Raw genomic sequence first — 23,888 nt, forward strand, 5'->3', positions numbered from 1 at the left:
TTAGCTTATATAAAATATGAATTATAATGTGTGGGAATAATTTTTTAGATACACAGGGGGAAAAATGGACAAGAGAATTGATTTAACCGAAGGAAAAATAACAAGCAACCTTATAAAACTTTCCATACCTATTATGGCTACCTCTTTTATACAAATGGCTTATAACATGGCAGATATGATATGGGTTGGTAGAATAGGAAGTAATGCAGTGGCAGCTGTTGGAACAGCAGGATTCTTTCCTTGGCTTGGTATGGCCTTTGTAATGATTTCTAAGGTGGGAGCTGAGATAAAAGTAGCACAGAGCTTAGGAAGAAATGATATAGATAGCACAAAGGATTATATAAAAAGTGCCTTTCAAATAAATATTATACTAGCTATTATTTATTCAATAATATTACTTTTATTTAATAGTCAGTTAATAGGATTTTTTGACTTAGGTGATGCTGAAGTTATAAAAATGGCTAAGACATATTTAATTGCAGTTGCTTTAGGAATGATATTTAACTTTTTAAATCCAGTATTTACAGCGGTATTTACTGGTTCAGGAGATAGTAGAACTCCTTTTATAGCTAATACTATAGGATTAATTTTTAACATAGTTTTTGATCCAATATTAATTTTTGGTATAGGAATATTCCCAGAGATGGGTGTACTAGGAGCTGCCTTGGCTACAGTTTTAGCTCAGGTTATAGTTACAGTTACATTTTTATATATAATGATAAAAAGTAAGGCTGAATACTTAAAAATAAATATTTTAAGTGGAATTAAAATAAATTGTATGAAAACTTTATTCCATATTGGATTACCTGCAGCACTTCAGAGTGGATTATTTACTGTTTTTTCAATGTTTATAGGGAAAATAGTTGCAGTGTTTGGCCCTGTTCCTATAGCTGTTCAAAAGGTGGGTTCACAGGTTGAAGCCATTGCATGGATGACAGCAGGTGGAATATCTACGGCCTTAAGCACATTTGTTGGACAAAATTATGGAGCTGGAAAGCTAAAAAGAATAGTAAAGGGATTTAATATAACTATGATAATTTCTCTTATAGTAGGAGTATTTGCTTCCTTAGTATTAATTTTCTTTGGAGAAGAGATATTTAGAATATTTATACCAGAGGCACAAGCTATAGAACAAGGAACAGTTTATTTAAAGATACTTGGCTATTGTCAGATTCTTGTTTGCGTAGAAATAACAACAACAGGAGCATTTAATGGATTAGGAAGAACTTATATACCATCAATAATAAGTATATTATTAACAGGAGCAAGAATACCAATGGCTTATATTATGTGTAAACCTGAGTTCTTAGGATTAGAAGGTATTTGGTGGGCCATAAGTATAACAGGTGCTTTAAAAGGGGTAGTAGTATATGCAATATATAGATACTTATATAAGAAAAACAAACTTTTTAAAGTATATAAGGATGAAAATGGAGAGGAATGTATAAGTATATAAATTCAAGTTATATATTTACCACTATGTTTTAAAAATAAGGGATTATATAAAAAAGATTAATAATAAAACTTACAAACGGTTTGAAGAGAAATCTAGTAATTCTCAGAATATGTTTGTAAGTTTTATTAATTTTTTATACAACCCATTTTTACTTATATTATAATTTTTTTCTGTTTAAAATTAATGATAATATAAGCACTATTACTGAAGTTAAAGCTATAGTTCCTCCTGGAGCTAAATCAAATAGAGAAGCTAGAAGTAAACCGCTTAAGACATCTATAACTCCTATTATCATTGAAATAATAAGGGACTTAGTAAATCCTTTTTTAAATTGCATGGCAGTAGCTGCTGGTATAACAATTATTGATGAAATAACCAGTATTCCCATAACTCTAATTGAAACAGAAATAGTAGCTCCTACTATGATTGTAAAAATATAATTTATAAGTTTTGTATTTATTCCAGAAACTTTAGCCCCTTCTTCATCAAAGGTAGTATAAACTAATTTATCATATAATGAAAATATTCCTATAAAACAAAGTAGAGAAACTAAAGCTATTATGGTTAAATCAGTTTTTGAAACTGTTAATATACTTCCGAATAAAAAAGAATTAACTGTTGTACTAGACTTACCACTACTAACTAGTATTAATGCTAATCCTAAACTAAAGGTAAGTATAATAGACATAGATAATTCTGCATATTTTTTATAATAATTTCTTAATAATTCTATAAGTAATGCACAAATAGTAGTAAATAAAAATGCTGTTAAAAGAGGATTAAATCCAAATACTAGCCCAATTGCAACGCCTGCAAAGGAAGAGTGGGAAAGTGTATCCCCTATCATTGAATATCTCTTTAACACAAGAAAAAGTCCTATACAGGGACATAAAAGAGATATTATAAAACCGGCCATAAATGCATTACGCATAAATTCAAATTGAAACATATTTTGTATAATAGACATTTTTAAAAAGAGCCCTTTCTATATAAATTCATTATTTATTTCATCTAGTTTTTTTAAGTATTCATTATTTTTAAATAAAGTAGCTTTAGAATCTTTTAATTCAAGAATATATGATGAATACTTAAGAGATTTTCTTATATTGTGTTCAACACATATAATAGTCATTTCCTTCTCTTTATTTAACTTATAAATAAGTTCATATATATCTTTTTGAGTCTTTTCATCTATTCCTGTAGAAGGTTCATCTAATATTAATATATTAGGGTGTCCTATTAAAGCCCTTGCAATAAAAACTCTTTGTTGCTGACCACCAGAAAGAGAACCTATTAATCTATCCTTAAATTCTAGCATATTAACAGCTGAAAGAACCCTGTCTATTTCGCCTTTATCCTTTATTTTTAATGTTTTTAAATGTACTTTTAATACTTCATAAACCGTAATGGAAAATTGGGAGTTAAAGTTATCAACTTTTTGAGGAACATACCCAACGCTGTTTAAATTTATTTCGATGTTTCCCTTAATAGGTTTTAAGTATCCTAAAAGAAGTTTTAAAAGAGTAGTTTTAGAACTTCCATTTTCTCCTACTATTGATATAAATTCATTTTCAGGTAAGGTTAAATTTATATCATTTAATTGATAGGGTTTTTTACCGCTGTAGGAAAAGGAAAGATTATTTATCTTTATCAAATCGTATCACTCCTAGTATAATTCTAAATAAATTATACATGGATTTTAAATCAAGTGCAAATAATTTGCATTTTAAGTTAGCTTTTCTATTTCTTTTAAGTCCCAAACTGAATTTTCCTTTTTTTCAAAGTAAGCTTTGCAAGAAATAGATTGATGAGGCTTATCGTAACTAAGTCCATTAATTTCTACAATTGCAATATCCTTATCTAAAAATGATAATTCAAAATTTTTTATGGTTAGAAGGCTATTTTCTAAATTCCCTCTTGTTGTTAAATATTCAGTTGCAAAGTATAAATCTTTACACTTTTGCTTAATATAAATTTTATTAATAATAAAAACACTTGAAAATATAATAATAAAAAATAGGGATACTCCTAAAATAAGTCTTCTTAGCATAAATTTATTCATGAAAAATCACCTCTAGTATATTAATGTTACATAAAATATATTACTATAATTTTACAGTTAAATAAATATAAAGAGGAAGACTTTATTATATACGGCATATGCACTTGCAAATATAAATAGAAATTTTATAATTAGTATATATAGTAAAATAGGAAAGGATGATATAAGATGGATTTTTCTTCATTAGTTATAATGGAAAAAGATAAAGAAAATGGAGTTATAAAGGGTGAATTAGGAAGTTATTCAGTTTTAGAAGGAACTAATTTTGTTAAAAAATTATATTGCGTAGATGGAGATGTAAGTCTTTTTTTTGATACAGACAAGGATGTTTCAGAATGGGAATTTTCAGCAATATATGATTTGTTCAATGTGGAGGCCCTTACTTCATTAGGATATATAGTAGAAGAGTTTGATGAAGAATATAATCCAACTTGGGTAGTCAAATTTAAATTTGATGATGAGCATGAGGAAATGAGAGCAGTTTTAAATGAAGTTTGCTCTATTATAGATAAACAAATGAAGAAGGTTTTTGAGGACATAAAGGGTAAAGAAGAAGATTATAAATAATATTTGAAAGGAGAATTAAAATGAGTGAGGTCAAAAAACTTAGAAGAAGAGATGAAATTCCAGAAAGTGATAAGTGGAGAATTGATAAAATTTATGAAACTCCAGCTAAATGGAATGAGGAATTAAATAAGTTAAAAGAGGAAGCTCCAAAATTAAAAGATTTTGAGGGAAAGTTAGGAAACAAGGAAGACTTAAAAGCTTTTCTTTTATTAAATGAAAAGTTAAGCAGAAAACTTGGTAAACTATATGTTTATGCTCATATGAGAAGTCATGAGGACACATCTAATCCTGAAATGCAATCTTTAGTAAATAAAATAGATCCATATTCAGCAGAGTTTTCAAGTTATACTGCATACTTTGTTCCAGAGATATTAAGCTTAAAAGAAGGAACAATAGAAAATTTCATAAATGAGGATAAGGATTTAAAACAATATAAAATATATTTTGAAATGATATTAAATGAAAAGCCTCATATATTATCAAAGGAAGTTGAATCTGTTTTAGCTTCTGTATCAGATTGTTTAGGAGCTCCAGAGAGCATATATTCAATGCTTACTAATTCAGATATGACTTTTGGAGAGATAGTAGATGAAAGTGGTAGAAAGGTAGAATTAACTGAAGGAAACTATATTTCTTTTATAAAGAGCAAGGATAGAAAGGTAAGAGAAGCTGCCTTTAAACTTTTATTTGGAACATACAAAAAGTATGAAAATACTTTAGCAACAAGTTTAACAAGTTCTATTAAAAACTTTGTTTTTGAAAGCAAAACAAGAAAATATAATAGTTCCTTAGAGGCTTCTTTAAAACCTAATAATATTCCAGTAGAAGTTTATTATAATGCTTTAAAAACTGTAGATGAAAATATGGATGCTCTTCATAGATATGTTAGAATTAAGAAAAAACTTCTTAACTTAGAAGAAATTCATATGTATGATTTATATGTTCCAGTTATAGAATGCAAAAAAGAACATTTAGAATATAAGGATGCCATAAGTTTAGTTGAAGAAGGATTAAAACCTTTAGGAAAAGAATATTTAGACATATTCAATGAAGGAATAAATGAAGGTTGGATAGATGTATATGAAAATAAAGGAAAGAGAAGTGGAGCTTATTCATGGGGATCCTATGATACTATGCCATATGTATTATTAAACTATAATTATGAGTTAAATGATGCATCAACTTTAGCTCATGAAATGGGTCATTCAATACATTCTTATTATACTAGAAAGACTCAACCTTATATTTATGGAGATTATAGTCTTTTCTGTGCAGAGGTTGCTTCAACAACAAATGAAATTTTACTTATACATCATTTAATAGAGAAAGAAACTGATAAAAATAAAAAATTATATCTAATAAATCAAGAGTTAGAGCAAATAAGAACAACTGTCTTTAGACAATTAATGTTTGCAGAATTTGAGTTAAAAACTCATGAAGCTATTGAAAATGGAGAATCTCTTACATCAGAAGTTTTATGTAAGATGTGGAAAGATATAAACATTAAATATTTTGGTGAAGATATGAATGTAGATGAAGAAATATCTATAGAATGGGCTAGAATACCTCATTTTTATTCTGATTTCTATGTATATCAATATGCTACAGGTTATGCAGCTGCATCTTCCTTTGCAAATTCAATTCTTTCAAAAGGAGAAGAGGCTGTTGAAAAATACAAAGGTTTCTTAAAGGCTGGAGGATCAATGTATCCTATAGATACATTAAAAATGGCTGGAGTAGATATGACAACATCTAAGCCTCTTAAAGATACCTTAGATAGATTTAATGAGCTTTTAGATATGTTGGAAGAAATTATTTAGAAGATTGAGGAGAGGCAATGAGTAAATTTGAGCAAGATTATTTCAACTTACTTATAAATAATTATGGTTTTTATGTAGAAGACTTAAAAGGAGAACAGGATAAAGAACTATGGATAGCTTTAAAGACAGTTAAAGATGATGGAAAATATGCAGTTATAATATCTAAGTCTTATGAAGAGGAAGAAAATTTAAAAATTGCAGAAGATTATTTAAAAAGCTTAGGTAAGTCATATTCTCTTCATAATATAATTCTTTATAAAAGCTATGATAGGGATGAAAAAAAGGAGGAAGACTTTTCTATAGATGAGAATTGTCATAGAGTAATTGTTGATGTTCAGAAAAGAGAAGTTTTAAAAAGTGATAGGAGCTCTGAGCCTCTAGCAAAAATATTAGAATTTTTATTAAAAAAGAAAGAAGAACCAAAAGTTCCTTGGTATAAAAGATTAAGATGTGGAAAAGTTACAGGAATATTGATTGGTTTAAATATTTTAGCTTTTCTAGTTTGTCTTATTGTAGCTACTGCTTTAGGTGCTGGATTCTTCAGAAATATAGTAGAGATGAATCCACAAATTCTATATTGGATGGGTGCTAAGCATAATAATGCAATAATATTCCACGGAGAATATTACAGATTAGTAACCTCTATGTTTTTGCATGGTGGAATAGTACATCTTTTATTTAATATGTATGCTCTATATATATTAGGAGATTTCATAGAAAGGATTTATGGAGCGAAAAAATATTTAGCTATCTATTTTGTTTCAGGAATAGTAGCAAGTATATTTAGCTTATACTTTTCACCAGTTATGGGAGTTGGCGCTTCAGGAGCTATATTTGGACTTTTAGGGGCAGCTTTAGTTTTTGCTTATAATGAAAAAGATAGGATTGGTAAAGCCTTAGTAACTAATATAATAGTTATTATATTGCTTAATGTATTTATCGGTCTATCAATGTCTAATATAGATATATCTGCTCATTTTGGCGGATTCATAGCAGGAGCTATTTTAGGACTTTTCTTCCATAATTATAAAATAATAAGAAAATAAAAAAATTCCTCTGTTTTAAATAAGGCAGAGGAGTTTTTTTACCTTCAAAATTAAGAATAAATACTATATACTAAAAGATGGATAATTATTAAATAATAAGGGGAGAAGTATTTTGCAAATTTCAAATGTAGATATAAAATTAAATTCAGATGACTTAATGAGCTTTATTAATGATTTTGTAAAAATTAAAGGTTTAGAAATAAAAAGCTTAAAAATAAACAATAGTATAGAAGTGGAAGGAGTATTTAAAAAGGTTCTTGCTTTAGGTTTTAAGGCAACCTTGGATATTTTAGGAGTAGAAGGGGATAATCTTGTTATAGAATTTTCAAAAGCTAAACTTATGAGTGTTGGAATTTTAAAGCCTTTTAGAAAAATAGGTCTAAAGATAGCTTTAAAAGGTTTTAAAAATCAGGGGATATTAGTTAAAGAGGATAAAATACTTGTAGGTTATAAGAAAATACTAGGTAATATACCTTTCTTAAATTTAGATTTTAAGGAATTAAAAATTCAAGGAGAGGTTTTAAATATTGGCTTAGAAAAAATAGATGTAGAGCTTTCAAAGATTAAGGAACCTATTTTAGAAATAGAAGTAAGAGATGATATTGAAGAAGAGGAAAAGACAGATGATTACATAATGAGCATTGATGTACAAAAAGTTGAGGACATGTATACAAGTAGTAGAGAGTATTTGGTTAATCATATTCCAGAGAAAGCTAAAGATTATAAGGATTATATTATGTTCTTACCAGATATAGTAGCTTTAATATTTAGACTTTTAAAAGATAATAGAGTTCCTATGAAGACTAAGGCTGTAGTAGGTGCCTCTTTAGGATATGTAGTTTGTCCATTTGATATATTACCAGATAAAATACCTTTTGTAGGTGCCTTAGATGATTTAAGTGTAATTTTCTTTGCTTTAAATAGAATAATAAATGATGTAGACATAAATGTTATATTAGAAAATTGGCAAGGAGAAAATGAATTTGTAGTTATTTTAAGAAAGACTGTAGAATTCTTTAGTGGATTTACAGGTGCTAATAATTTAGATAATATATATGAAGTCATAGATGTAATAACTAATTAAAAAAGGAGTAAAATAATGGCTAAAAAATATTATGCTATAGCAAAAGGAAAATCAGGAATTCCTAAGATTGTTGAGACTTGGACAGAATGCCAAAAAGAAGTAATAGGATGTAAAGGTGCTAAGTACAAAAGTTTCACTTCAAAGGAAGAGGCAGAAAAGTTTATTTCTATTCATGAAAATGGAGGAAGCTTTGAGGAAGTTAAAGGAAATGAAGAGGTTAAGGATGATTTAATTTATATTTACGTAGATGGTAGCTTTATGGTTTCTAAAGAAAATTATTCTTATGGCTTCTTAGTAGTAAAAAATGATGAAATATTATATGAAGATAATGGTGTTGGATATGATAAAGAAGCAATAGCTCTAAGAAACGTATCAGGAGAAGTTGAAGGGGCTATGAAGGCAATTGAATATGCCATAGAAAATGGATATAAGGATATAGTTCTTTGTTATGATTATCAAGGAATTGAGAGCTGGGCTTTAGGAACTTGGAAAAGAAATAATAGAATAACTCAAAATTATAATGAGTTTATGCAAGAAAAATTTAAACTCATAAAGGTTAGATTTAAAAAAATAAAAGGACACAGCGGAAATAAATTTAATGATAGGGCAGATATACTTGCCAAAAAAGCATTAGAAAGTCTTTAATGCTATGAATTACCTCTAATAAAAATGTTTTAATTAGACAAACTAAATATGAAATCATTATTAAAAGAGGTGATTATTATGGCAAAAAAATTAATGACTACTTTAGCCATAGGTGCTATTGGAGCAGCTGTTGGTATGATGGTAACTCCAAATTTAGACAGAAAAACTCAAAGAGCTCTTAAAAAGGCTTCAAGAAGAATGATTGATGCAGCGGGCGAAAGTATGGGATGGATGGAATAACTTATAAAAAAGCAGCTTAAGGCTGCTTTTTTGTATATATATAGAAATTTTTTTATTATGTAGAGAAATTTTCAATTATAATATATAATATTTTTAAAGAATAAGTATATATATTAAAAAATTAAAGATATAAGTTATTAAAATTAAAGTATATGATTAAAAAATGTTAAAAAATGCACAAACATATAGATTTTTTTACAAAAATACTGAATAATTGACATTAAAACCTAAATTTATGATATAATTTAATTGGTTATGGATGTTAAAATAATAACAGTAAGAGGATGATTTAAGCTATGGAAATATTATCATTGGGAGAAAAAATAAAAAGAAGAAGAAAAGAATTAAATATGACTCTTAAGGAATTAGCGGGGGAGAGAATAACACCAGGACAAATCAGTTTAGTAGAGTCAGGGAGATCAAATCCTTCAATGGATCTTTTAGAGTATATTGCAATCACGCTAAATACTTCCGTTGAATATTTAATGGAAACGGAAAAAACACAAGCTGAAAAGATATGTTTATATTACGAGCAAATAGCAGAAAGTGCTATTTTAAATGATGATATAAAAAAGGGTGAGAAATTTATAGAATATGCAATATATTATGCTGATAAGTATGACCTAATATATAGAAAAGCTAAAAACTTAGCATTAAAGGCTGAGATGTATTTAAAAAGCGAAGAATACGTTTTAGCTCAACAATATTTCTTATCTGCAAATATGTTGTTTTTACAAATAAACAGTAATATAGATATGGTAAAAACATACTTGAATATAGCAAAAATAAGCTTACATTCAAAAGCATATTATTCAGCTAATTCATACTTAAAAGAAGCTGAAAAGATATACATAAATAATAAATTAACTGAAGATTTACTTCTAGGAGAAATATATTATTTAATATCAAAAACATACTTCTTTATTGAAAATATACAAAAGGCAATCAATTTTGCATTTTTAGCAAAAAGCGAATTTGAAAAAGTTTACAACAAGAAAGCTTATGCTAAGAGTTTGGAATTACTAGCAGAAGAGCATGCTAAAGTTGGTGATTTAGAAAGTGCAATAGCATACTCAAAGCAAAGTCTTAACGTTTATAAAGAATTAGAACAATTAGATAAAATAAGTTCAATAGAAGATTCTTTAGGAAAATTATTCTTTGAATTTGACAATATAGAAGAGTCCTTTGAACATTATAATAGAGCTATAAAAATAAGAGAAGAAAACACTGATTCTAAACTTTTAGATACTTTATTTAATTTATGTGAAAATCATATTAAGACAAAAAATATGAATAAATGCATAGAAATTCTTAATGAAATAAAAAATAAATTAAATGTAAGTGATGTTAATAGATTAATAGAATATAAGATTCTGACTTTTAGAATAGAAGTCTTACAAAACAATATAAAAGAAGCAGAAAATATTTTATTAGATACACTTGAAATTGCTAAGAGAAATGATATGAAGAAGAAAGAAGCAGATATCTCCATAAGACTAGGTAAATTCTATTTAGAGCTTAAGAGAGATTATGAAGCGGCTAAATACTTAGACAAGGGTATAAATAACCTGAAAAATTTAGGTGTAATTAAAAGTTAAGGTATAGGTGAGAGTGATGGATTTTTTATCTACTGGGGAGAAAATAAAAAGAGCTAGAATATATAAAGGTTTAACATTAAAGCAACTTTGTGAAGATGATATATCTATATCTAGAATGAGCTGTATAGAGAATGGAAAAGTAAAAGCAGATAAATGGGTACTAGAGTTAGTTGCTAAAAGATTAGATTTAGATTTAGAGTATCTTTTATGTGATGATATAACACAACTAAATAATTCTATTGATAAGTATATTCAAAAGAAAGTCTTAACTGAAAGTGAAGCTGATGAGATAAAAGAGTACTTAGAATATTCTTTAAGCAAAGAATATGAAGATATTTCTGCAAAACTTATGCATATTTTATTTATAAATTATACTAATATTAGGGAATTTAAAAAAGCAAAAGATTTATTAAATGAGTATTCAAACATATACGAAAGCAATAAAGAGAGCAAAAGATTATATTATGAGGATTTAGCTTTATATTTTACAGTAAGAAAGAATTTTGCAGATGCAATAACATATTATAACATGCTTTTAGATTTCCTATTAAAAGATGGAATAGAAAAAAATAATGAGCTTTATATAAAAAATGCTACAGCTTTAGCAATATGTAATTACAGAGTTGGTAATATAGAGAAAAGTAGAGAAATAATAAAAGATATTTTCTCTATTCATGGAATTGATCTTAATAGTAAGTGCTTAGGGGAAGCCCAAGGAATTTTAGCTATTTTAGCACTTCTAGAAGGAAATAGTGAAGAGTTTGAAAGAAATTATACTTATTATAAAGAAAAGATAGATTGTAATTCTTACAACTGGAAAAGAATAAATAGTCTTATTATTGATGCTTTCTTAAAATGCGGAAAATATGAAGAAGCCCAAAAGCTTACTGAAGAATCTATAGAACAGGTTAATAAGGAAGATAAAATAGGGTATATAGAACTTTTATTATTTATAATAAATGTTTACAATGCTAATGGATGTATAGAAAGTGTTAAGGAATATTGTGAATTATCACTAGAATTAGCAATAAATAAAAATAATATGTTCTTTATAGAGAGAAGTTATTATTTTAAAGCAGAATTAAGTAAAAACGAGAGAAATGATATGCAATGGGAAATGTATATGAATTTAGCAACAGATCTTTTACTTAAATTTGGTACATATGAAGAGAAAAGAGAAAGATATTTAGAAATGGCTGATCTTTATCACTATTTAGATGATACTAATGAAGCTTTAAAATATTTAAGTTTTGCTATAAAAGAAGTGGATAATTTATATTAATATAGAATTAAGGAATTATATTAAATTAACTTTTTATACGCTTTACAAACACTATGAAGAGAATATCTAGTAATTCTCGGAATATGTTTGTAAAGTGTATTACTAATTTTGATGTAACTCCTTAATTTTATTTTAAAATGAAAGAAGAGCTAGAATTTAACATTCTAGCTCTTTTCATATATATTTAATCTCTATAAAATAAGTCCATTGTTTGTTGTAAAAAACTTAATTTGCAATTAAAACAATTTAAATTAATCGGTCTAAAAAACTTTTTTAGCCTTGCCATAAAAAATACCTTCTTTCATATCTTCTCGTTTCTTCTATATTTATATTATATACCTATTTCCTTAATAAAATAATTTGCATGTATGTTTAAAAAAATGTACAAACGTAAGGAAAGTTTTTAAGGAAAATATTTGAAAAAGGCAAAAAAGTACTCTTTTTTCATGGTTATTATACAATATTAAACTTTTTTTAGTATAAATAGTTCTGCACAATATCCTTGAAGAGTTGTTTGTATATTTAAAATAGTATTTTTTTTGGCGTACTTAAATTCTATTTTAGGATAGGAAGCTTGGAATAATATATCCTTTTCTGCTTTTCTTAATCTTTTAGGTTTTCCCATGGAAAGCCAGTAATTAAATGAAGAGCCGAAGTTCTCCCCTATGGTGTATTTAGTTATTCTAACATCGCTATCTAAATCAAGTAAGTTTAAGGAAAGTTTTTTATCTACCAAGTCTTTAACCCCTCTTAACTTAGTAAAGTTTTTAAAATCTATAAGGGAATCAATTTCATCATTATAGGTATATACAAGAAGTTGATATTCATCCTCTGACTTAGTTAGTATATATCCATCTCCCTTATAAAGAAGTGTGTCTCCTAGTTTGCTTAAAAAATAGTAAGCATAATAAGAGGGTTTTTTAATTCCTTTATCATTTACCATTGCTGGATAGCCAAAGAAAACTTCATTTGTAATGTCAATTTGTCTATCTAAGGCATCAAAGGCTTTTATAAAGTTTAATTTGCTTCCTGAGCTTACAGTATTATGAATTATAAATGGAAGCATATAAGCAGTGTCATATATTAAATCTATTTTATTGTTTGGAGTATAAAGTTCATTTACTAAATTTAAATCCTTAGATTCAAACAATTCAATTAAAGAATTCTTTAGATCCCCATTAAATGTAGAGGTAAATTGGAATTTTAAATCTGTTAATTCAAAACTTTCTACCTCGCTAAAAAAGTCTATAAAGGATTTTATAACATCTAAGAAATTATCCTTAGAATATCCAGAATCATCTAGGACTATTAAAGGGATTAAATCTAATGAAGATATATATTCAAAAATATCAAAGGTTCTAGTCCAGTTAAAGAATTTTGAACCAGGGAATATGCCCATATCTGATGAAAATACATGTAGAAGTCTTATATAGTTATACCCTATATGATCTTGAAGATCTTCAACAATATCTTGGTTATCTTCTAATAATAAGTCAAAGGCATCTCCTACGTTAAGAACTTCTTTAAAGTATTTATTAAATTCAGTGCCTTCAGTATTCATATTAAAAGTAAGCTTATGAATCTTATCTTCATAATTAAATCTTGGATAATCATCTAAGTAATAAGATAGTTCTTCAAGACTATCAGCTAAGGGATAGTAAGTTATTTCTTTTTGTTTATTATATTCCTCTTCACTTATTTTATGTTTTTTTCTAAATTGAAGAGGAGTGCAATTGTAATAGGCCTTAAAATGTTTATTAAAATAACGAGTATGAGAAAAGCCTATTTCATAAGATATTTCAGATAAGGACTTATCAGTATCTAAAAGAAGTTTTACTGATTCTTCAACTCTAGTTAAGTTTAGAAGGTCTGTAAAACTTAGTCCTGTTGCATATTTTATTTCATGGGAAAGATAGTGCGTACTAAGAAACTCAGTATTAGCAATATCCTTTAAGGTTATATTCTTATTGTAGTTATTATATATATACTTAGAAATTCTATGGTACCTTTCTAGTAGCATATTATTCTCATGAATTTCATCATTATCATATAAAAGATAGTGGAAATTATTTAAAAGGTGGAATAAAAGCTCTACTAGAGATTTTTCTATATATTTATCATAATCATCTACTTTTTGAGCTTCTTCACATAATATAATGGATAAAAATACTCTAAGTTTATCGTAAGATTCATCACTTTGAGCACCTTCATCAGAGGTATTAGTATAGAAAAACATATTTTCTATGTCGCTATAGTATTTTTCAAAAAAGTGTGGATCTATTTTAAATATTAAAACTCTGTTATCCGTATTAGAATAAATTCTATGAGTTTGTTCTGTGTTTACTATTTCAATTTCATCTTCTTGTATTTCATAACTGTCAGTATCTATATCTACTTTTATACTGCCCTTAAGAACATAAAGTATTTCTATTGCATCATGCCAATGCAAGGGGTAGTTTTTTATGTTTACATAAGATATGGTTACAGGTATGTCTGAAGGGAAATTAACATATTCTTTTCTCACTTAAAAAACTCCTTTATATAATAGGATTAAACTAAATTCTAAATAGTATTATTTATATAAAATTTAGTTGAATTTATTTAATAAAATTAATTCCTAAAAAGATTTTTACACTAATAAGCTATTAATTACTGTAATTTTAAATAAATTCTCTTTTATTAATATTATAGCCTAATAAATTTTAAAAATAAAATTTGTTAAATAATGTTATAGGTTCAGTTGATAAAAATAAAAGGATGATTTAATATTAAAAGTGGTGATTACTTTGAATTATGTTTATATTTTAAAATGTAAAGATGAATCTTTATATACTGGATGGACTAATAATTTAGAAAAAAGAATAAAAGCACATAATAATGGATGCGGAGCTAAATATACTAGAGGAAGAGGACCGGTAAAACTTGTTTATTTTGAATCTTTTGAGAATAAAAGAGAAGCTCAAAGTAGAGAGTATTATATAAAGAAGCTTACAAGAAATCAGAAGTTAAAACTAATAAGTAGCAAAAGTATTAAGGAGGAAAATTATGAAAAAGAAATTAACCTATGATATTTATTTTGAAATTATTTTTTATATTTTACTTGCAGGATATTTAATCTATGGAATAATAAATAAAGATTTGATTTTATTATATTCAACAGGGTTAACCTTTATAACCTTAATTTTACCTAGACTTATATGTAAGGTTGCAAAAATAAAATTATCTCCATTTTTAAATTTTATAATTGTAGGCTTTATCTTTATTTCAATGTTTTTAGCTAAGGTAAATAATTTCTATGCAATACCACACTGGGACACTTTTTTACATACAGTATCAGGAATATTAACTTTTATACTTGGATATATGTTATTTTTATATCTTAATAATTATAAAACTGATAATGTAAACTCTTTAGTTATAGCTATTTTTTCTATGATATTTGGAATTGCTTGCACAGCAGTATGGGAAATGTGGGAGTTCTTTACTGATCAAACCTTTGGATTAACTGCTCAAATAAGTTTATTTGACACTATGAAAGATATAATAACAGGAAGTATATTCCCTATAATTTTAGCTCCATCTTTAAATAAGTTTTTAAAGGGAAAAAAGAATAGATTATTTCAAGATTTAACAGACTTTATGAGAGAAAATAATAAAAGAAAATAGAGCTAAGGAGAGTATGATGTATCAAAAGAACTAATTTATAAGTTTTAGTTTTGATACATCATATTTTTTATAGTAAAAAATATTGATTTATTATTAATTAATTATGGATAAAAAGTTAAAAATAAATTTTTTCTTCTTTTATTATAGTGATTAAGGCTTTTTTATTTTAGAATCTAAGGGAAGACTTTTAAGTGGGGAGGCTTTAACATGTTTAGGGAAGAATTTAGTAATGTTATTAGTGCAGGTAGAGGTAAGATTGACTTACTAAATAATAGTAAGGGACGTTATTTAGTATATGCTATGCTTGCTGGACTTTACGTAAGTTTTGGTATAATGCTAGCATTTACCATAGGAGGAATATTAGATAGTGCTAATTGTCCAAGCACTAAAATAATAATGGGAGCATCTTTTGGTGTAGCCTTGAGTTTAGTGGTTTTTGCAGGATCAGAACTTTTTACAGGAAATAATTTTGTAATGACTATAGGAATTCTAAACAAAGAGGTAACATTTAAAGAATGCGGAAAAGTATGGGGACTAGCTTACGCTGGTAATTTTTTAGGATCTATAATAGCCGCTTTAGGTTTTATAGGGGCAGGATTAACTACAGGTAGTGTAAGTGATTTTATGATTAAAACTGCGGAAATAAAAATAAGCTTGCCACCAGAGCAATTATTCATAAGAGGAATATTCTGTAATATATTAGTATGCTTAGCTGTATGGTGTACCTTTAGATTAAAAACAGAAACATCAAAGTTAATAATGATATTCTGGTGTCTTTTTGCCTTTGTAACATCTGGTTTTGAACACAGCATTGCAAATATGAGCTTATTAGTAATAGGAGTTATATTAACAAAGGGAGCTACTATAACAGTAGCAGGAAGTTTATATAATCTATTTTTTGTTACATTAGGAAATATACTAGGTGGTGTTCTTTTAGGGGTAACCTACCATTATATATCTAATAAAAAAGTAGAAAATAAAAAACTAGTTCATATTCAAAAATAGCTTTTTATAAAACTTACAAAGATTATGAAGAGGATTCTATTAATTCTCAGAATAAGTTTGTAAGTTTTTTTATTATATTTTCATAAAATCCTATTTTATATTTTTCTTTTAAATGTTAAAAATATAATTATATAAGTTCTATTATTTAATGAAATTTTGTGTTAAATTAGATTATATTGTGTTTGAATAATAAGATTTTTATAGAGTAGGAGAGATTATGAAAGCATTAAGTAGTGATAAATTAAAAGATATAAGTTTCTTTTCGGGACTTAATGATGAAACCTTAAAATATATAGAGAAAAATTCTAAAGTTTTAAAAAAGAAAAAGGGAGAGCATATTTTTAGAGATAAGGATAAGGTTCAGGATATTTTTATTGTTTTAAAAGGAAAAGTAACTCTATATAAAATGAATGAATATGGGCAAAAGAGAATAGTTTACATACTTGGAGAGGAAAGCTTTTTAAATGAAGTAATAGTTGATGATTTGCCTGCTTCAATAAATGGAGAAGCTTTTGAAAACTCAATAATACTGAGTATAGATAAAAATAAATTATTAAATATAATGAGCCAAGATTTTGAGCTTACAAAGATTGTTTTAAATGAAATGAGCAAGAAGGTAAGAAGATTATATAGACAAATGAAAAATGTAACTCCAATAAAATTAGAAAAAAGAGTAGCAGCAAAGCTTTGGAAGTTAAGCAAGGATTATGGAAAAGAAGTTCCAGAGGGTACACTTATTGATTTAGATATAAGTATAACTTACTTAGCAGATATGTTTGGTTCTCCAAGGGAAAGTGTATCTAGAGCTATTAAAACCTTAAGAGATGAAAATCTAATAATAAAAGAAAACAAAAAGATAATAGTACCTGATAGAGAAAAAATTGCTGCATATTTTAAATCATTAATATAAAGAAGCTTTAGAAATTAAAAGCTATAAGGGGTTATTTATTTTTTGTTTTGTAATTTAAGAATTTTTACAGTGTAACAAAAATCACATACTCAATAAAACTTTATTCTTATAATAGACTTTGTTAAATTCTTAATTATTAAAATATTATAAACAAATGAAGGGAAAAAACTTTCATTATTATAATCTATTAGAATTTATTTAATTTCAAAATAAAGTTAAATTTAAGAGGTGTTTTATTATGGGTTTAAGGCTTACAAAAGACAATTTTGATAAGATAATAGACTGTTTAAAAAAAGAATATAAGATATACGCTCCTAAAGTTATGGAAGGTAAAGGAAGATTTTCAGATACTGACATGACAAGATATGGAGAAATAGATTCTATAAATGATATTGAGTTTTCAAAGAAGTCAGATTTCTCATATAAAGAAGTTTTACTTCCAATAACTCAAACTTTATTCTTCTTTACTGAAGATAAATTTAGTGAAGCAAGTGTAGAGGAAAAGAATATATTAATTTTCTTAAGAAGCTGTGATATGCATTCCTTAAGAAGAATTGATGATATATACTTAAGAAATGGTTTTGAAGATCCTTACTACAAAAAACTAAGAGAAAAAGCTAAGTTTATAGTAATGGGATGTGAAAATAGCTTTGATAATTGTTTCTGTGTAAGCATGGGAACTAATAAAACAGATGAATATTCAGCATATATAGGATTAGATAATGATTGTGTTTTATTAGATATAAAAGATGAAGAGTTATCAAAAATCTTTGAAGCAGTAGAAAGTAATAAAGAAGAAGTTTCACCAAAATTTGTAGAAGAAAATGAAACTAAGGTTGAAGTTCCAGAGGGAATTGATTTAAACATAATAAAATCAACTGTATGGAATGAATACTCAGAAAGATGTATAGCTTGTGGAAGATGTAACTTTGTATGTCCAACATGTACTTGTTTCACAATGCAAGATGTATTCTACAAAGATAATGAAAATGCAGGTGAAAGAAGAAGAGTTTGGGCTTCATGTCAAGTAGATGGATATACAGATATGGCTGGTGGACATAGCTTTAGAAAAGATAAAGGTCAAAGAATGAGATTTAAAGTTATGCACAAAGTATATGACTACAAAAAGAGATGGGGATACCATATGTGTGTTGGATGTGGTAGATGTGATGATATCTGTCCAGAATACATATCTTTTTCAGAATGTGTAAATAAACTTAAAGATGCTGTAGAAGAGGTGAAGGATAATGCATAATGAATATACTCCTTTTATATCAAAAATATTAAACGTAAAAAAACATACTGACATAGAATATACTTTTAGAATGGAATTTAAAGGTGATGTTAAGCCAGGACAATTCTTTGAAGTTTCTCTTCCAAAGTTTGGAGAGGCGCCAATATCAGTAAGTGGTATAGGAGAAGACTATGTGGAACTTACAATAAGAAGAGTTGGAGTAGTAACAAATGAAATATTTGAAAAATACGAAGGAGATAAACTTTTCTTAAGAGGACCTTATGGTAATGGCTTTGATGTTAACAACTACAAGGGAAAAGAAGTTATAGTTGTTGCTGGAGGAACTGGACTTTCACCAGTTAAAGGAATAGTAGATTATTTCTCACAAAATCCAAAAGATGCAGAAAGCTTTACTCTTATAAGTGGATTTAAAGGACCCAAGGATATTCTTTTCAAAGATGACATGAAAGAATGGGAAAAGAATATGAATATGATCATAACTGTTGACTCTGCTGAAGAAGGTTATGAAGGAAATACAGGACTTGTAACTAAGTACATTCCTGAATTAGAAATAAAAGATATTGATAATGTTCAAGTTATAGTTGTTGGTCCTCCAATGATGATGAAGTTTACAGTTTTAGAATTCTTAAAAAGAGGAATTAAAGAAGAAAATATTTGGATATCTCAAGAAAGAAAAATGTGTTGTGGATTAGGTAAATGCGGACACTGTAAGATAGATGACACATACATATGCTTAGATGGACCAGTATTCAACTACACTAAGGGTAAACTTTTAATAGATTAGGAGGAAAAGGACTATGTCTTTAGATATAAATACTAAAAAACTTAAGAAGAACGCTTTTAGGGTAACTAAAAGAAGAGGATATACAGCATCAAGAATAAGAGTTCCGGGTGGACACTTAGATGCTAAGTTATTACTTAACATTCAAGAAATAGCTGATACTTATGGAGATGGTACAGTTCATATCACTACTAGACAAGGTTTTGAAATACCAGGAATAGATATGAAAGATATACCAGAAGTAAATAAAAAGCTTCAACCTATTATAGAAGCTTTAGAAATAAATCAAGAAAATCCAGGAGATGGATACAATGCAGCAGGAACAAGAAACGTTTCAGCATGTATAGGAAATAATGTTTGTCCATTTGCTAATTACAATACAACAAATTTTGCTAAGAAAATAGAAAAAGCAATATTCCCAAATGATTTACACTTCAAAATAGCTTTAACTGGATGTCCAAATGATTGTATTAAGGCTAGAATGCATGACTTTGGTATTATAGGTATGACAGAGCCACAATATGAAAGAAATAGATGTGTATCTTGTGGAGCATGTGTTAGAGCTTGTAAAAAGAAAGCTACAGGAGCTTTAAGTTTTGAAAACTTCAAAGTAGTTAGAGATGGAAGCAAATGTATTGGTTGTGGAGAATGTGTTATGAATTGCCCAACAAATGCATGGACAAGAAGTAAAGAAAAATACTACAGATTAGCTATAATGGGTAGAACAGGAAAGAAAAATCCAAGATTAGCAGAAGATTTTATCCTTTGGGTAGATGAGGATAGCATCATAAAAATAATCTTAAATACTTATAAATATGTTACAGAATATATTGCTAAAGATGCTCCAGGTGGAAAAGAGCACATTGGATACATAATAGACAGAACTGGATTTATGGAATTCAAGAAGTGGGCTTTAGAAGGAGTAACTTTATCTGAAAAAGCATTAATGAAAAACAATGTTTATTGGAGCGGAATACATTATACAAACGGATTTTAATAAAGGTCTAGACTTTTATTAAAATGAGTATTGATTTTAGATAGACCATAAGATCTAGCTTAATTTCGCAAAGTATTGCTATGATCTGCTTCAGAATAATAGCTAAAGCTTTTAAACTCGCTAAGACTCAAACAAAAAAGCTTCTTAACGTTATTATTCTTCTGCATATGATTCAATACTAAATGCTTATTAAGATGGTCTTAAGGTTCTATGTAAAAGTAAGCATTAGTTTAATCAGCGTCTAATAAAAAGCACTCTATTTATAGAGTGCTTTTATTTATATAAGTTATTAATTATAATAAATATGTATTTTTCATATAACTAATACAATTATTTCATTGGGCATATATAATTTTTATGATATTATAAAATAGAGTGTTTTAATAAAATTTTAACATATGATATAAAAACTTAGGAGGCAGTTCATGATAGGAGTTATAGGGGTTAAAAGGAATGTAGATATAGCAATAAGAGAAAAATTAGCCTTATATCCTAAAAAACATAAGAAATACGTAGGAGAATTATTAAATTCATTTAAAGAAGTTGTAATATTAAATACTTGTAATAGAACAGAGATTTATTTTAATTGCACTGAAGAGATTTCAGAGGATGAAATTTTTGATAAAATTTTTAATGTGTTCAATTGGAATGATGATTTGAAAAAATATATGTTTTTATCAAAGGAAAAGAGAGCAGTAACCCATCTTATGGAGGTTATTTGTGGCTTTCATTCAAGAATTTTAGGTGAAGATCAAATTCTAGGACAAATTAAAGATGCTTATAAAACAGCTATTTCAGATAATAGTATTTCATCAGAATTACAAAAGATGTTTGAAATAGCTATTGCTTGTGGTAAAAAGTTTAAAACAGAGTGTAAAATGTTTGAAGTTCCAGTTTCATCAGTATCAATATCAATAAATAGTGCCCTATTAAAAGGATGCAGAAAATTTATGGTATTAGGATATGGAGAAATTGGGAAGTTGGCAATTAAGCACCTTTTAAGTCATAAAGTAGAGTGTATTTATTTAATAGTAAGGGATAAGAGTAAGGCAAGTGATTTAGAAGGTGAAATTGTAGAAGTTTTAGATTTTAATGAAAAAAATCATGTTATAAATGAGGTTGATTGTATAGTTTCTTGTACAGCAGCACCTCATACAGTAGTGAGAAATGAAGATATAAAAACTGAAGGTGACATAATACATATATATGATTTAGCTGTTCCAAGAGATGTCGATAAGGAATTATCAGAAAAAGAGAGAGTAATCCTTAAGGATATAGATGAAATAAGTAAGATTGATGATAAGAATAAAAAAATAAGAAAAGAAAGAATGGAAGAGTATAAACATATAGTTGAAGAGAGCATAGAGGAATTTTTAAACTGGCTTAAAATAAGAGAAGTTTCAAGTAAAATAAGAAACATAAAAATAAGAGAAAATGAAATTTGTAGTGAAAGAATAAAGACTTTTTCTAATAAGGGAAATGGAGAAAATACTAAATTAGCAGAAAGAATGATAAAAAGTACAGCTGATGCTTATGTTAATAGGGCAATAGAACTTTTAAAAAGTGAAGCCTTAAAGGGAAGTGATAGTTCTTGTGCAGAAATAATAGAGAAGATATTTTTAACTTAGTACCAATAAACATTATAAGTAGTAAATTTCATGTTAAGGTCATAGGTGGAGGAAAAGCAGCCACCATAAAGGTTAAAGGATTATTAGAAAAAGGTTGTTATGTACATATTTTATCTAAGGAGTTTTCAAAGGAAATCTTAGATATTGAAAATAAAAATTTAAAACTTGAAAAGGGAAACTATTATAAAGAGTTTATAAAAGATGCTCATCTTATAATAATAGCTGTGGATGAAAGTTCTCTAGTACATAAAATAAGCAAGGATTGTGAGAAAGAATATAAACTATATTTAAATGCAGCCAATTATAAAGAGGGTATGGTAGCTATTCCTTACAGTAGATGTTATGAAAATCTAGGCTTTAGTATAAGTAGTAAATTAGGATCGCCTAGAATAACTAGGGCTATAGGAGAAGAAGTATCAAATATTATTAAGGAAAATGACATATACTCAATTAAGGTAGCTAAAATTAGAGAAAAAGCTAAAAAAGAAGAGTTAAAGGATAATATAATAGAGGTTATTTCAAGTAAAGAGTTTAAAAATGCACTTTTAGAAAAAAGAGAATATGAATACTTAAAAAATCTTTTAGGAGAAGAATTAGCTAATTCATTAACTTTAGGATTAAAGTAAATATAAAATGATACTGTATGAAAGTATGGTTATAAAACTTATAAACATATTCCGAGAATTACTAGATTTCGCTAAGAATTTATAATTATTATTCCGAATATATTACTAAAGCTTCGAAACTTGCTTCGCTTCGAACAGTCTCAGCTTCTTAACGTAATATATTCTCCATAATAATTAAAATTCTAGAGCTTATCTAGATATTCTCTTCATAATGTTTGTAAGTTTTATCAAAATTATTTCAATACATGACTTTAGCTTTATTAAGTTAAGAAATTGTTTTAAATGCTTTAAAAAAAGCAACTAAATTTATTATAAAAATAATCAAAATGCGAGGTTTGGATTAATGGAATTAATAATAGCGACTAGAAAAAGTAAGTTAGCGCAAGTGCAAACTGAAAAAGTTATGGAACTTTTAAAGGAAAAAGAAAATGTAGATAGTAAGAAGCTTTTAGTTATGACAGAAGGTGATAGAAGACTAGATGTTTCATTAAATAAAATAGGTGGAAAGGGTCTATTTGTAAAGGAGATAGAACTAGCTCTTTTAAATAAAGAAGCTCATGGAGCAGTTCATAGTATGAAAGATGTTCCTTTTGAACTTCCTAGCGAATTTGAGCTTGTTGCAATGCCTGAAAGAGAAGATATAAGAGATGCCTTTGTATCTTTAAATGGATCCACTTTATCTAATTTAAGAAAAGGAGCTAGAATCGGAACTAGCAGTATAAGACGTGCAGAGCAGTTAAAGTTATTTAGAGATGATTTAGAGATTGTTCCAATTAGAGGAAATGTTCAAACTAGAATAAAAAAAATAACTGAAGAAAATTTAGATGGAATAATTTTAGCGGCAGCAGGATTAAAAAGACTTGGTATGGAAGAGGTAATAAGTGATTATTTTGATCCAAAGGTATTTTTACCTGCTATTGGTCAAGGAGCTTTAGGAATAGAGTGCTTAAAAGGTGGAGAATTTAATGACTATTTTAAAGCTTTAGATAGCAAAGAGGTTAGAACTACTGTTGAGGCTGAAAGAAGCTTTATGAAGGTATTAAACGGAGGATGTCATAGTCTTATAGGTGCTTATTCAGAAGTTAAAGATAATGACTTATATATGATAGGTACATTTACTGTAAATAATAGAATAGTTAAAAAAGATATATTAGGAAATAAAGAAGATAATATATTATTAGGAAAAAAACTTGCAGAAAAAATATTAGAAGAGGTATAGG

Annotated in this window: 23 protein-coding genes; 19 read left to right on the forward strand and 4 right to left on the reverse strand. The window is 27.2% G+C overall.

Translation table 11 applies throughout. From position 1 onward, the window contains the following. Nucleotides 1–64 precede the first annotated feature (64 nt). Nucleotides 65–1,456 (forward strand): MATE family efflux transporter, encoded by a 1,392-nt coding sequence (locus tag I6G60_RS08050; protein ID WP_003457306.1) that lies wholly within the window; start codon nt 65–67, stop codon nt 1,454–1,456. Nucleotides 1,457–1,613: 157 nt separating this feature from the next. On the opposite strand, the gene I6G60_RS08055 is transcribed toward I6G60_RS08050, so the two are convergent. The 3 genes from I6G60_RS08055 to I6G60_RS08065 all read right to left on the reverse strand — a co-directional run bounded on the left by I6G60_RS08055 (nt 1,614) and on the right by I6G60_RS08065 (nt 3,518). Next, nucleotides 1,614–2,423, reverse strand: a complete 810-nt coding sequence (locus tag I6G60_RS08055) for a metal ABC transporter permease (protein ID WP_003454588.1) — start codon at nt 2,421–2,423, stop codon at nt 1,614–1,616. An 18-nt stretch (nt 2,424–2,441) separates the two neighbouring features. Continuing rightward, the gene (locus I6G60_RS08060) at nt 2,442–3,110 is read right to left on the reverse strand and encodes a metal ABC transporter ATP-binding protein (protein ID WP_003457191.1); all 669 of its coding nucleotides are present in this window, start codon (nt 3,108–3,110) and stop codon (nt 2,442–2,444) included. A gap of 72 nt (nt 3,111–3,182) precedes the next feature. Continuing rightward, entirely contained in the window at nt 3,183–3,518 is a 336-nt protein-coding gene (locus tag I6G60_RS08065; protein ID WP_003454606.1) for a hypothetical protein, read from the reverse strand. Nucleotides 3,519–3,686: 168 nt separating this feature from the next. Between I6G60_RS08065 and I6G60_RS08070 the strand changes: the two genes are divergently transcribed. The 8 genes from I6G60_RS08070 (at nt 3,687) to I6G60_RS08105 (ending at nt 11,800) form a co-directional block, all read left to right on the forward strand. Further along, nucleotides 3,687–4,085, forward strand: a complete 399-nt coding sequence (locus I6G60_RS08070; RefSeq protein ID WP_003457290.1) for a DUF6762 family protein — start codon at nt 3,687–3,689, stop codon at nt 4,083–4,085. Nucleotides 4,086–4,105: 20 nt separating this feature from the next. Next, a complete protein-coding gene (gene pepF / locus I6G60_RS08075) occupies nt 4,106–5,905 on the forward strand; it encodes an oligoendopeptidase F (protein WP_004459471.1) in 1,800 nt (599 codons plus the stop codon). Nucleotides 5,906–5,922: 17 nt separating this feature from the next. Further along, the gene (locus tag I6G60_RS08080; protein WP_025648548.1) at nt 5,923–6,951 is read left to right on the forward strand and encodes a rhomboid family intramembrane serine protease; all 1,029 of its coding nucleotides are present in this window, start codon (nt 5,923–5,925) and stop codon (nt 6,949–6,951) included. Nucleotides 6,952–7,063: 112 nt separating this feature from the next. Continuing rightward, nucleotides 7,064–8,035: a YkvA family protein gene (locus I6G60_RS08085; RefSeq protein ID WP_025648549.1), complete on the forward strand. Its 972-nt coding sequence runs from the start codon at nt 7,064–7,066 to the stop codon at nt 8,033–8,035. Nucleotides 8,036–8,050: 15 nt separating this feature from the next. Then, complete coding sequence (locus I6G60_RS08090; RefSeq protein ID WP_011010453.1) at nt 8,051–8,680, forward strand: ribonuclease H1 domain-containing protein; 630 nt, start codon at nt 8,051–8,053, stop codon at nt 8,678–8,680. A gap of 78 nt (nt 8,681–8,758) precedes the next feature. Next, nucleotides 8,759–8,920, forward strand: a complete 162-nt coding sequence (locus I6G60_RS08095; RefSeq protein ID WP_003457284.1) for a YtxH domain-containing protein — start codon at nt 8,759–8,761, stop codon at nt 8,918–8,920. A gap of 296 nt (nt 8,921–9,216) precedes the next feature. Then, entirely contained in the window at nt 9,217–10,518 is a 1,302-nt protein-coding gene (locus I6G60_RS08100; protein ID WP_003457164.1) for a helix-turn-helix domain-containing protein, read from the forward strand. A 16-nt stretch (nt 10,519–10,534) separates the two neighbouring features. Continuing rightward, nucleotides 10,535–11,800, forward strand: coding sequence for a helix-turn-helix domain-containing protein (locus I6G60_RS08105; RefSeq protein WP_003457274.1), 1,266 nt, complete (start codon nt 10,535–10,537; stop codon nt 11,798–11,800). Nucleotides 11,801–12,263: 463 nt separating this feature from the next. Here I6G60_RS08105 and I6G60_RS08110 read toward each other — a convergent pair whose 3' ends face one another. Further along, nucleotides 12,264–14,324, reverse strand: coding sequence for a helix-turn-helix domain-containing protein (locus I6G60_RS08110; RefSeq protein ID WP_110016196.1), 2,061 nt, complete (start codon nt 14,322–14,324; stop codon nt 12,264–12,266). A 262-nt stretch (nt 14,325–14,586) separates the two neighbouring features. On the opposite strand from I6G60_RS08110, the gene I6G60_RS08115 reads away from it, so the two are divergent. The 10 genes from I6G60_RS08115 (at nt 14,587) to hemC (ending at nt 23,887) form a co-directional block, all read left to right on the forward strand. Continuing rightward, complete coding sequence (locus tag I6G60_RS08115) at nt 14,587–14,868, forward strand: GIY-YIG nuclease family protein (protein ID WP_003469082.1); 282 nt, start codon at nt 14,587–14,589, stop codon at nt 14,866–14,868. Further along, a complete protein-coding gene (locus I6G60_RS08120; RefSeq protein WP_003469086.1) occupies nt 14,846–15,466 on the forward strand; it encodes a hypothetical protein in 621 nt (206 codons plus the stop codon). The genes I6G60_RS08115 and I6G60_RS08120 overlap by 23 nt, the downstream gene beginning before the upstream one ends. Nucleotides 15,467–15,673: 207 nt before the next feature. Beyond that, nucleotides 15,674–16,471: a formate/nitrite transporter family protein gene (locus I6G60_RS08125; protein WP_197925239.1), complete on the forward strand. Its 798-nt coding sequence runs from the start codon at nt 15,674–15,676 to the stop codon at nt 16,469–16,471. Nucleotides 16,472–16,688: 217 nt separating this feature from the next. Next, nucleotides 16,689–17,381: a Crp/Fnr family transcriptional regulator gene (locus tag I6G60_RS08130; RefSeq protein WP_003469104.1), complete on the forward strand. Its 693-nt coding sequence runs from the start codon at nt 16,689–16,691 to the stop codon at nt 17,379–17,381. Between the two features lie 238 nt (nt 17,382–17,619). Continuing rightward, a complete protein-coding gene (gene asrA, locus I6G60_RS08135) occupies nt 17,620–18,636 on the forward strand; it encodes an anaerobic sulfite reductase subunit AsrA (RefSeq protein ID WP_003469066.1) in 1,017 nt (338 codons plus the stop codon). After that, a complete protein-coding gene (gene asrB / locus I6G60_RS08140) occupies nt 18,629–19,420 on the forward strand; it encodes an anaerobic sulfite reductase subunit AsrB (protein ID WP_057231597.1) in 792 nt (263 codons plus the stop codon). Before asrA ends, asrB begins: the two co-directional genes overlap by 8 nt. A gap of 13 nt (nt 19,421–19,433) precedes the next feature. Beyond that, nucleotides 19,434–20,414, forward strand: coding sequence for a sulfite reductase subunit C (asrC, locus tag I6G60_RS08145; RefSeq protein WP_003454647.1), 981 nt, complete (start codon nt 19,434–19,436; stop codon nt 20,412–20,414). Nucleotides 20,415–20,839: 425 nt separating this feature from the next. Continuing rightward, complete coding sequence (hemA, locus tag I6G60_RS08150) at nt 20,840–22,042, forward strand: glutamyl-tRNA reductase (RefSeq protein WP_003469081.1); 1,203 nt, start codon at nt 20,840–20,842, stop codon at nt 22,040–22,042. After that, complete coding sequence (locus I6G60_RS08155) at nt 22,006–22,668, forward strand: NAD(P)-dependent oxidoreductase (RefSeq protein ID WP_003469100.1); 663 nt, start codon at nt 22,006–22,008, stop codon at nt 22,666–22,668. Before hemA ends, I6G60_RS08155 begins: the two co-directional genes overlap by 37 nt. A gap of 343 nt (nt 22,669–23,011) precedes the next feature. Next, nucleotides 23,012–23,887 carry a hydroxymethylbilane synthase gene (hemC, locus tag I6G60_RS08160; protein ID WP_197925240.1) on the forward strand — a complete coding sequence of 292 codons (876 nt, stop codon included), beginning with the start codon at nt 23,012–23,014 and terminating at the stop codon, nt 23,885–23,887. The last annotated feature ends 1 nt before the right edge of the window (nt 23,888 follow it).

The organism is Clostridium perfringens, from assembly GCF_016027375.1.
GTDB classification, from domain to species: Bacteria; Bacillota; Clostridia; order Clostridiales; family Clostridiaceae; genus Sarcina; species Sarcina perfringens.